At 46.4% G+C, this 11,714-nt stretch carries 8 protein-coding genes; 6 read left to right on the forward strand and 2 right to left on the reverse strand.

Annotated elements, in window-relative coordinates:
* Positions 1 to 329 precede the first annotated feature (329 nt).
* From Q0668_RS10245 to Q0668_RS10255, 3 genes are all read left to right on the forward strand, one after another.
* On the forward strand, positions 330 to 1,376 hold the full coding sequence (locus Q0668_RS10245) for a DUF1559 domain-containing protein (RefSeq protein ID WP_298863830.1): 1,047 nt from the start codon (positions 330 to 332) through the stop codon (positions 1,374 to 1,376).
* 657 nt (positions 1,377 to 2,033) lie between these two features.
* Positions 2,034 to 2,828: an imidazole glycerol phosphate synthase subunit HisF gene (gene hisF, locus Q0668_RS10250; RefSeq protein WP_298863832.1), complete on the forward strand. Its 795-nt coding sequence runs from the start codon at positions 2,034 to 2,036 to the stop codon at positions 2,826 to 2,828.
* 244 nt (positions 2,829 to 3,072) lie between these two features.
* Entirely contained in the window at positions 3,073 to 4,227 is a 1,155-nt protein-coding gene (locus Q0668_RS10255; RefSeq protein ID WP_298863835.1) for a type IV pilus twitching motility protein PilT, read from the forward strand.
* Positions 4,228 to 4,308: 81 nt separating this feature from the next.
* Here the strand turns inward: Q0668_RS10255 and Q0668_RS10260 are convergent, their stop codons facing one another.
* The gene (locus Q0668_RS10260) at positions 4,309 to 5,244 is read right to left on the reverse strand and encodes an SMP-30/gluconolactonase/LRE family protein (protein WP_298863840.1); all 936 of its coding nucleotides are present in this window, start codon (positions 5,242 to 5,244) and stop codon (positions 4,309 to 4,311) included.
* Between the two features lie 299 nt (positions 5,245 to 5,543).
* On the opposite strand from Q0668_RS10260, the gene Q0668_RS10265 reads away from it, so the two are divergent.
* Both Q0668_RS10265 and Q0668_RS10270 read left to right on the forward strand, forming a co-directional pair.
* The gene (locus Q0668_RS10265; RefSeq protein ID WP_298863843.1) at positions 5,544 to 8,546 is read left to right on the forward strand and encodes a PVC-type heme-binding CxxCH protein; all 3,003 of its coding nucleotides are present in this window, start codon (positions 5,544 to 5,546) and stop codon (positions 8,544 to 8,546) included.
* Positions 8,547 to 8,684: 138 nt separating this feature from the next.
* Positions 8,685 to 10,109, forward strand: a complete 1,425-nt coding sequence (locus tag Q0668_RS10270; RefSeq protein WP_298863846.1) for a class II fumarate hydratase — start codon at positions 8,685 to 8,687, stop codon at positions 10,107 to 10,109.
* A gap of 62 nt (positions 10,110 to 10,171) precedes the next feature.
* Here Q0668_RS10270 and Q0668_RS10275 read toward each other — a convergent pair whose 3' ends face one another.
* Positions 10,172 to 10,864 carry a metallophosphoesterase gene (locus Q0668_RS10275; protein ID WP_298863849.1) on the reverse strand — a complete coding sequence of 231 codons (693 nt, stop codon included), beginning with the start codon at positions 10,862 to 10,864 and terminating at the stop codon, positions 10,172 to 10,174.
* 370 nt (positions 10,865 to 11,234) lie between these two features.
* On the opposite strand from Q0668_RS10275, the gene Q0668_RS10280 reads away from it, so the two are divergent.
* Positions 11,235 to 11,714 (forward strand): hypothetical protein (locus Q0668_RS10280; RefSeq protein WP_298863851.1); only part of this gene is annotated, 480 nt, incomplete at its 3' end.

Raw genomic sequence — 11,714 nt, forward strand, 5'->3', positions numbered from 1 at the left:
AATTTGTTGACAAATTAATTTTTTGAGTTTATAATATAGGATTAGGTTGATCTAGTTCTATAATGGATCAACTCAATTCCTTGAATTCTGTAAGCAAAACCTATCAATTCTGATAGGTGATTATTTGATAAGTTAGTGTTTCGCACTCTCGTTTTGAAATCAGGTACCCTGCATCACTTCAGTAAAGTCCAATAGGGTTGGCTATTCTACTTTTATTCATTTTTTGAATGCTGAGTTCACCTCTGATTTTATTTTGCTTGAAAACTAAGAGAGAGTTTGAAATTGTAATTATTCCTTTCTCTATCATTCTTTCTTTTTTGGAGATGAAAATGAAACGGCTCACAGCAAAACGGGGTTTTACCCTGATCGAACTTCTGGTGGTCATCGCCATCATAGCCATTCTAATTGCACTCTTGTTGCCAGCAGTACAACAGGCACGCGAAGCAGCACGACGATCAACGTGCAAAAACAATATGAAGCAATTGGGCCTGGCACTGCACAACTATAACGAAACTCACAGCGTATTACCTCCCGGGACCATTAATGGGGCAGGTTCTGCAGCTCTAGGAAATCAACCTGCAACCAATGGGTTAAACCACACAGCTTATACGTTACTGTTGCCATACATGGATCAGGCACCACTCTATAATAAGTGGAATTTTGATATTGCCAGTAGCGGGGCGACCAATGGCTTTTTTACTGCAGTCCATGGCGGATGGCCTAACACCAATACTGTTCTGGGGCAGACGGTCCTGCCTGCACTCTTGTGTCCTTCTGATGAAGGCGACTCATTGGAAAACAGGACTGATGCAAGTTACCTTGCCACTAATGCCGCCAGAACGAATTATCTCTTCTGCGCTGGTGGGCATTGGAGTGGTTGGCCGGGGAACGGGCTGTATTCAACCTACGCCGTAAGTGCCAGTAATCTTCCTAACGGCCAAACCGGAATTCAGGGTCAAGGCATGTTTGGGTTTAACGGCGCTGCTAAATTCAGATCAATTAGAGACGGGCTAAGCAACTCGATTGCCATGACGGAAGGCTGCATTTTTGGGCGTCGCGATGATGCTTATTCCCCCTTATGGGCTCAACATCGTGTCTATGGAACGTTCGCTGTAAACCACCCCAATCTTGATGCTAATCACATCAATAATAAACGGTATCATATTAATGGCCCTTACGATGTAATAGGAGCGACTTCCGGTGGTGGGGTTGATGATCGCAGAATCTTTGTCGGAGTTGCATCCAGTGTTCATGTAGGGGGTTGTCATGTTTTGATGGGAGATGGCGCTGTTCGTTTCTTGAGCGAAAATATGGATCACAGTCAGTATGCCCTACTGACACGCATCCATGATGGTCAAACAGTAGGTGAATTTTAATTGTTTTTCAGACAGGGCGCTCCTAATCAAAGGGAGCCCTGTCTGAGTTATTTTTTCACTCCCAGAGAGATTATTCTTTTGATTAACAATTTGAAGGAGCTGATGGTGTTCGTAGAATCTTTTCGTAAAGTATCCCCATACCTTTTGTGTTTGGCTCTGTTGTTACCGATGGCAGGCTGTTCGGGAGGCTCAACCGAATCCGAGCAGGGGGCTTCGGCTCCACCAGAAAATGATCCCGCCTTAACTCCTCCAGTAGGTACAGGTCCGGAGACGAAGAAGAAGAAGTAATTCGCAAGTATTTTTTGTATTGAACTTGACCACTTTCGAATAATTAGCTTTAAAATATTTTGATTTAACCGGTTGCCCTTACTAAGGAGCAACCGGTTTTTTTGTCATGGATGTGCGTGTTCATAGCGTTTCTTGAACCGCATAATTCTACCATGAAACCTGGGTGGCATCATTTCACATGTGCCCACCTTCCGTCGTCTAGCTGCGTCTCATTAATATCAAATTATTAGTGATCAAAACATCTGACAGAAAGTCCGAACACTACCGAAATCTCTCCATCTCGTTTAATCTAAGAGAGCGGACGACTGAGTCTTCCGACAAGCTTTCCAGACTCAGCCACTTTTCACTTAAGATTCAGAGGTTTTTTTAATGCTGGCGAAACGAATCATTCCCTGCCTGGATGTCCATGCGGGACGTGTTGTTAAGGGAGTCAATTTTGTAAATCTTCAGGACGCCGGCGATCCTGTAGAAGTCGCAGCACGCTATGAGGAGCAGGGCGCTGACGAACTGGTTTTCCTGGACATCACGGCTAGCCATGAAGAACGCGAGATCATTCTCGATATTGTCCGCCGTACATCAGAAGTGATTTTCATGCCTCTCACCGTGGGAGGTGGCATTCGGACTCTGGAAGATATTCGTGCTTTATTGAGTGCCGGCTGCGATAAAGTTTCGATCAACTCTTCCGCTGTCAAAGATCCGGACCTGATTCGGGAAGCCGCTTTACGATTTGGCAGTCAGTGCATCGTTGTGAATATTGATCCTAAACGGGTTCAGAAAGAGGGCAAAGAATTCTGGGAAGTGCACGTGAATGGTGGACGTGTTCCAACTGGCCTCGAAGCAATCGAATGGGCAAAAAAAGTAGAAGATCTGGGCGCCGGTGAAATCGTTCTGACATCGATGGATGCAGATGGAACCAAAGACGGCTATGATCTTCCAATCACGAAAGCCGTTGCAGAAGCCGTCACAATCCCGGTGGTTGCCAGCGGTGGTGCAGGCTGTCCCGAACACTTATATGAAGTCCTGACGGAAGGCAAAGCCAGTGCCGCACTCGCCGCAAGTATTTTTCATTATGGCACTCACCCCATAGAAGAAACAAAGCAGTATCTTGCCGAACGTGGCATTCCTATTCGCTTCAAAAGCACTGTTTCTCTCTCACAAGGGTAAGTTAAAAATCAGGGTGGTATCACCTGTGTTGAGAGCAGAGCCACAAATTTATCGTTTACCTAGAAAAAGGACCTTGCATGTTCTTCCAGAGTCCCCAAAATAGCAGTATAGATTGATTTAAGGCAAATTGATTCATCTGTACAATTTGTCCCTGATTTCTTTTCATGAAACGAGTCTGCGTTGATCTCGATTCAGCTGCAAAATCTAGCAGCTGTAAAGACCATTCGATAATTGGAGTTTGTTTATGGCGACAACCGTACCTGCAAAAGCAAAAGAGATCTCTCCTTTAACCGGACATGCTGAAAATGATGTCGATAAAGTATTCCGCCAGCTGATCAAGCATGGCGGTTCCGACTTGCATATGCAAGTGGGCAAAGCTCCGATCTTACGTGTCAAAGGGACTCTACGCGAGCTGCAGATGGAGCCGATCGACCGAGACCAGATGATGGCTTTGTTTACCCCGATGATGGATGAGCGAAATACCAAAATTTTCCACGATGAAGGGGGAGCCGACTTTTCTTATGTCGTGGAATACGAAGGAGTACCCTGGCGGTTTCGTGTAAACTTATTTATCCAGTTGGGTGTTCCCGGCATGGTCTCTCGTAAAATTGAGCGCTCGATTCCTAACTTTGAAGGCTTGTACCTGCCTGAGGTCATGGAATCGCTTTGTAAGTTTGACCAGGGCATGGTCTTGCTTGCGGGTGTTACCGGTAGTGGTAAAAGTACCACGATTGCATCAATGCTCAACTGGGTCAACGATAACTACCGCAAGCATATTTTGACAATTGAAGACCCGATCGAATTCGTCTATACCCAGAATAAATGTCTGATCAATCAGCGCGAGGTCGGGATTGACGTAAAAGACTTTGAAATTGCCATGAAACATGCCGTGCGCCAGGACCCCGACATTATGCTCGTGGGCGAAATGCGTGACATGGAAACATTTTCAACCGCGATCCATGCTGCAGAAACAGGCCACCTGGTGTTCGGTACAATCCACGCCTCGAATGCCCCCAGTTGTATCGGCCGTATTCTCGACCTGTTCCCACAGGACATGCATAAGGCATTGAGAAGCAGTCTGGCATTTAACATGCGCGCCATCGTCGCTCAAAAACTCTTAAAGACAATTGTCGATGCACCAGGCCGTGTACCTATTATCGAAATCATGACCTTCAACCCTACCGTGCGAAAACTGATTCTGGAAGAACACGACGAAAAACTGTCGGCTGCCATCCGCATCGGGAAAGAGGAAGGCATGCAGCAGTTTAATGACAGCCTGAAAGGTTTTATCGACCGGGAATTTATCAGTCGAGCAGACGCATTCGAAATTTCACCGAACGTGGAAGAATTGAAAATGGTTCTAAAGGGGATCGACGTCAAAGGGGCCGCGATTCTGTAACACGTTTGCAATTGTTGAACTCAATCAAAACGGGCGATGTATGCCTAAATACATCGCCCGTTTCTTATTTGAAATTGTTGTTTAAGGGAACTGTGCCCCTTTCACATTCATTTTTAAACTATAAACCTTATTCGAGCAGGTGAAGTACAGAGTTTTCCCATCCGCTCCTCCAAAAGTAACATTGGAACAAAACTCGGGAACCGAGATCAATCCCAACGCTTGACCAGTTGAAGACGCTACCCAGACTCCGCCCCGTCCGGAAAGATACAGATTCCCCTTCGCATCAATGCTCATTCCGTCGGGTGAATCCTGTCGTTTCGTTTTGGGATCGAAAAAGACTTTCCCAGTCCCGACAGTTCCATCTGCTTTGATGGGAAAACTCCGCCAGAGTTTTTCGTGACTGTCCCCCACATAGAGTGTCTTACCATCATTGGAGGCGATCACACCATTGGGGAGGGGCATATCGGTGATGATTTTTTTGATCGCCCCATTTGTTGTCTTGAGATAAACGGCGCTCGTTTTGCGATTCTTGAAATCAGGGTCGGTAAAATAAATATTACCGTTGGGAGTCTGACAGACATCGTTAGGTTGGTTCCACTTGGGATTCTGAGCGACAATGATCGTGTCAGTTGGACCGTTCTCACCGAAGCCGTAACTCATCACATGCTGTCCAAATGCCTGTGCGCCAAGCATCCGTCCTTTCAGGGAAAGATAGGTTCCGTTAATGCCTTTCGTCTCATCCAGCCAGACACTGGCTTTCCCTCCTCCTTCCAGACGTAATATTTTTGTATCTTTGTCGACAAAAGAAGTAAAGTATAATTTTTTCCCCGCAGGATCCCAAACTGGTCCTTCAAAGAAGGCTTTGGCCGCATATTCTTCCTGCAGTTTCGCGTTCTTTGCTACCGTTTCAGGCAGGGGATGCGTTTCGGGGCTGGAGTTAGATGATTCCTGACCAGACACCACCTGAATACAGAAACATAAACTGGCTATTGCAAAAAACATCCATTTACTGATCATCTTGTCTTTTCCTGTTTCTAATGTTTTGTTGAAAATAACACGATTGCACCTGAAATTTACTCCCTCATTTATCGTAAGGAAAGGGGGTAACCAATTTCTACTGTAAATTACAGGTTTTGATGCTACAGGGTGAGGACTGAATTTCAATCAAAGAAAGCATCATGGAATCCCTGCCTGATGCTTGATTTTGATATCGTCTCTCTTCAGACTAAGAAGTAGTTTCTCTCCCTGTAAAATACGAAGTACCTGCCTCTACTTTATCCTCATCCTGAATTATTGAATTAAAAGGATCCAGAACAATGAGTCATCGATTGTTCTTGCTGCTTACGTTCTCACTCATTTTGCATCCATTCGCAACGGGGCAGGCTGCGCCACCAAAACCACCTCCGAAGAATACCGGCGGAGACTTTTTCAACCCCGCTGATTCGTTGAAACAATTCACCATACCAGAAGACTTGAAAATTGAACAAGTACTCGCCGAACCATATGTAAAGCAACCCATCTTTCAGAATTTTGATGAACGTGGCCGGATGTGGGTCATCAACTATCTTCAATACCCTGATCCAGAAGGTTTAAGAATTCTCAGTAAAGACAAACATCTGCGCGCCGTCTACGATAAGGTGCCGCTTGCGCCGCCTAATCACGAACGGGGTGCGGATAAAATTACCATTCACGAAGATACTAACGGCGATGGTAAATACGATTCACACAAAACGTTCATCGATGGTTTGAATATTGCGACTTCGTTTGTCAAAGGTCGTGGCGGAGTCTGGGTGTTGAACCCTCCTTATTTATTGTTTTACCCCGACAAAAATAATGACGACGTTCCCGATGGCGACCCTGTAGTTCATCTTGAAGGCTTCGGGCTGGAAGATACGCACTCCGTCGTCAACAGCTTGCGTTGGGGCCCCGATGGCTGGCTGTATTCTTCACAGGGAAGCACAGTCTCCGCCAAAGTGAAAAAGCCTGGTCAGAAAGACAAGGAAGCCATCCACTCATTAGGCCAATTGATTTGGCGTTATCATCCCGAAAAGAAAATTTATGAGATCTTCGCTGAAGGTGGCGGGAATGCCTTTGGAGTCGAGTTCGATCAAAAAGGACGCCTCTATTCCGGCCATAACGGGGGAAATACGAGAGGCTTCCATTACACGCAAGACAGCTACTATCAAAAAGGGTTTGGCAAACACGGCCCTCTTTCTAATCCTTATACCTTTGGTTATTTCCAGGCCATGAAACATGCCAAAGTTCCCCGCTTTACTCACAACTTTGTAATCTATGAAGCAGATACACTCCCCCATAAATATCGGGGGCACCTCTTTGGGATTGAACCGCTGCAAGGCCGCGTGGTGGAAAGTGAAATCTCGAGTGATGGATCTTCCTATCAGACGGTAGATTTACAAAGACCGGTGGCCACTACAGACAAACGATTTCGGCCCGTCGATATCAAAGTCGGCCCCGATGGTGCGATTTATTTTTGTGATATGTACGAACATCAAATATCGCATCTCCAGCTTTATGCAGGCGATGTCGAAAAAGGTGATGGTCGCATCTATCGTATCAATGCCAAAGATGCCAAACCTGTCGCCCCCTTTGATCTTGGTAAGAAATCCTCACGGGAGCTGATCTCAGTTCTGGACCACCCCAACAAATGGTACCGTCAACAAGCACTGCGTCTTTTTGGAGATCGCAAAGACGCGACAGTCATCCCTGCATTAAAACAGAAACTGTTTACTTCAGAGGGACAAGCAGCGTTGGAATCACTCTGGGCTCTAAATCTGAGTGGTGGACTTGATGAAAGTGCTGCGGAGAAATCACTGCAGCATCCGGACCCTCATGTCCGTGCCTGGACGATCAGATTATTATGTGATCAACATCAGGTTCCCGCGAAAATCGGACAACAACTCATTGCAATGGCTTTAACGGAACCGCACGTGCAGGTCCGCAGCCAGCTCGCTAGCTCTTCCAAACGGCTCCCTGCAGCCACAGGACTACCCATTGCCTTCAATCTATTGAGTCGCTCAGAAGATCTCGACGATGTACATCTGCCGCTGATCCTGTGGTGGTCGCTGGAAAAGCGAGTTGATAAAAACCGAGATGCATTACTGGCCTATTTTTCGAAAGCGCAAGTCTGGCAATATCCTCTCGTCGAAAAATATATTCTGGAGCGCATCATGCGCCGGTTTGCTTCCACCGGTTCCCGCAAAGATCTAATGATCTGTGCCAGACTACTGGAGTCTGCACCAGGAAAATCTCATGCAGAAATTCTAATGTCGGGCTTTGAAACAGCAATGAAAGGCCGCTCGCAGGCCAGCTTTCCCAAAGCACTGATCACCGCAATGTCCAAATATGGTGGGCAATCCATGTCCTTAGGCATTCGCCAGGGTGACAAACCTACGATCGAAAAAGCATTAAAAATTGTGGCCGACTCGAAAGCCGATAACCAAAAACGACGGGACCTGATTCAAATCTTTGGTGAAGTAAAAGTCCCTCAGTGCGTTCCGGTCCTGTTAGAAATTATTAAGAGCTCCAGCGACCTGCAGATGCAGATTGCTTCGATCAGTGCGTTACAGCAGTATCCGGACGCAACCATCGGCACCGTGGTCACCAGTCAGTATCCGAATATGTCAGACGATTTACGAAGTGCCGCCCAGACTTTGGTTTCCATTCGAAAACCATGGACCATCGAATTTCTGAATGCCATTGATGCTGGAAAAATTAATAAAGCTGCGGTTTCCATCGAAACGGCTCGAAAAATGACCGTTTACAGTGATTCCGATATCACAGATCTGATCTCCAAACATTTTGGATCTATTTCAGGTGCAACAACCGCAGAAATGAAATCAATCATTGCCGCCCACGCACAAAAACTGCAGAAGAGTAAAGAAGAGCCCGACCGATATGCTGGTGAAAAACTCTTCCAGAAAAACTGTGGAAAATGCCATGTTCTGTTTGGTGATGGAGGCAAGATTGGACCTGATCTGACGGCTTTCAAACGCGATGATGTCGCACGAATGCTGGTTAATATTGTGAATCCTTCTGCAGAAATTCGTGAGGGTTTCGAAACGTTTCTGATAGTTACAGAAGATGGTCGAACCGTAAACGGATTTTTGGCGGACCAGGATAATAATGTCGTAGTCATACGAAGTGCCGATGGGCAGAGCATTACTGTTGAGCGAAACAACATTGATGAAATGCTGCCGCAAAAGAAATCTTTAATGCCCGAAGGACTGCTTGACAAACTCTCTGAAAAAGAAGTACGCGACCTGTTCAGTTATCTAAGAAGTTCTCAACCTCTGCCGTAATCAATTTCAATCCGATACCGGGCAGCGATTGAGAAAACCGGACAACTTGCTACAATTAAGGTTGGTGATCAATCTCTTTGATTGCCAGCCTTTTTTACGTTTACGATCATCATTTTTTCAGAGACAGGAAGCAGACCAATGTCGGGTTTTCGAACCGAACGTGATTCAATGGGTGAAGTACAGGTTCCCGCAGACGCCTATTATGGTGCTCAAACTCAGCGCGCTGTTGAGAATTTTCAAATCTCAGGCAATACGCTGCCTCCCAGCCTGATTCACGCAATGGGACAGGTCAAGCTGGCGACTGCACATGCGAATCGTGATCTTGGAAAACTATCTGGAACTGGCAAAAACCCTCTGAATGAAACACAGATTCAGGCCCTCACATCAGCCGCCACAGAAGTTGCGGAAGGGAAATTTGATGACCAGTTCCCCATTGACGTCTACCAGACCGGCTCAGGCACCTCAAGCAATATGAACGTGAATGAAGTCATCAGTAATCGCGCGATTGAGATTCTGGGTGAAGACCGGTTTGCTCCCGAAAAGTCGGTGCATCCGAACGACCATGTTAATATGGGCCAAAGCACAAACGATACATTTCCCACTGCCATTCATGTTGCAGTCGCATCCAGTATCCACAATCACCTGATTCCCGGTTTGGAAAAGTTCGCGGACAGCCTGACTCAAAAAGCAAAAGCATGGGACCAGATCATCAAAATTGGTAGAACACATCTCGCCGATGCCACTCCGTTACGACTAGGTCAGGAGTTCGGTGGTTTTGCCCGACAACTGGAAATGTGTGTGGAACGCGCGAAGCGAGCAGCGGCTGCCGTTTATGAATTGCCCGTAGGAGGTACTGCCGTCGGTTCTGGAATCAATACACATCCGGAATTTGGAATGCGAGTCAGTCAAGAGTTGGCCAAATTAACGGGCATTGCATTCGTCGAAGCCACAAATCATTTTGAGGCCAATGCGCAACGTGATGGTCTTGTAGAATGTCATGCACTATTGAAGACAATCGCTACAACACTCTTCAATGTCTCTAACAATATTCGCTGGCTTGGTTCAGGTCCCCGCTGCGGTTTTTATGAAGTGAAAATTCCCGACTTGCAACCAGGTAGTTCTATCATGCCCGGTAAAGTAAACCCGGTCATGTGTGAAAGCATGATGCAGGCGGCGACACGCGTCATCGGTAACGATCAAACCATTACCATGTCTGGAGCCGCTGGCGGACAATTTCAATTGAACATCATGATGCCCGTCATGGGATTCACTGCGTTAGAAAGTATCCATCTGCTGGCCAATTCCAGTAATGAATTTGTAAAACTCTGCTGTGAAAATATGGAAGCAAATCAAGAAGCCTGCAATGCGGCTGTGGAAAACAGCCTCTCAATGGTAACCAGTTTGAATCCTCATATTGGATACGAGAAAGCATCGGCTCTAGCCAAAGAAGCTTTCAAATCAGGTAAAACCATTCGTGAACTATGCACCGAGCAAAAAATTCTGCCCGAAGAAACGCTGCGTGAAGCCTTGGATCCAATGAGTATGACCGAACCACAGGCGTAAGCAAACCACGAAACTTCTCTCTGTGCATTGATGTCGCAATCGAGACAGAACACAAATCGAAATCAGGACATGCGGGCATTCAATAGCACATTGGATGCCATTTCCAATGCTTCTCCCGTCAGGCCTGCTTCTTCCATCTGATGGATAGCAGCCTGTATGTCATATTCCTGCCGCTTGAGAGTCACCTTACCATCTTCGATGATGGCATAAGAGCAGCGGGGGTCACCATCGCGAGGTTGCCCGACACTTCCGGGATTGACCACCTGCTTGTCACCCAGATCAAGATGAAACGGAATGTGCGTATGTCCGACACAGATATAGTCGGCATTGATTCCCTGTAACCGCGCGGTCCAGGCGGCTTCATTATCGCCCAGATATTCATCCAGGGGATCACGGGGCGTGCCATGCACCAGATAAAATGTGACTCCCTCGAGGGTAATCTGTTGTGAAATGGGAAGCCGTGCCAGATATTTCATTCTGACTCGATCCAGTAAATCCCAATGGAAGGGCCGCGTTTCACAGGCCAGTTTTCGAAAGCCAGTAGTCCCCTTGGCTTCTACCCGCTGGGCAACGGCATGATCGTGATTTCCGCGTACACAAGCAGTTGCATTCCGTTTTACCCACTCAATACAGGGTAACGGGTCGGTTCCATAATCAACCAGATCACCAACACATAGACAGTAATCACAGTCTTCCTGGATTGCGGAGAGCGCCGCCCAATTTGAATGAATGTCCGATACCACAAGCACACGCATCGATTTTCAACCTGATTCCAATCGAACCCATAGGGAACGGATTTGCAAAAAAGATATCTTATCTTATTATTCCATAACTACTTAGATTCTATGCAAGTTGTCATGATTTGAAAACAATGATTCAAGTCAACGGTCTGTATCTCTTGTAGATTTCCTTCAATTCATCACGGAAAAGGCGCGGAAAATCAGCTATAGACTCATTTTTTCAGACCTGCTAGACTCACGCCGCATGACTGAGACATCTCAGCATGATACGCTTGAAAAAAGTCTATTTTACAGGTAGCTAACCCATCAGGATGCATGGGGAACCAGAGCCTGCTGAATCAAATCAAATCCATCCGGTTCGGACGCTTTCAGAAGGGATACTGATATGCGGACCATGCAACTGTTCCAAAAAAATCTGATTCTTACATTAGTATTGACCGTATTTGTTACGGGAATATTACCCGAAGCAGATGCAGGAATTGAAGCTGTCAAAGGCAAAAAATACAAGCTCACCAAACGGCATGGGCCGTGGATGATCATGGTAGTCGGCCTGGCCGACATTCCTGAAAGCAGACGCTCAAAAGGGCTTGGTGCACAGGAAGCTGCTGACGAATTAGTCTATGAACTGCGCAAACGTGGAATTCCGGCTTACACATTCCAGCAAGAATCTGTGATCCAGCGATTGAATACTTTGGACCGTTTAGGCCGAGAAGAACGCCGAAGTTATGCAGCACAACGCGCGGGGATTTCCGTGATCGCGGGTAATTATTCTGGTAGTAATGATGACGTTGCTCAGAAAACGTTGAAATATATCAAAAAATTTCAACCAAAAGTCCTCACCGAAAATGGTGTCTATAAAAAAACA

Origin of the sequence: uncultured Gimesia sp. (assembly GCF_937910335.1) — a bacterium.
Taxonomy (GTDB): domain Bacteria; phylum Planctomycetota; class Planctomycetia; order Planctomycetales; family Planctomycetaceae; genus Gimesia.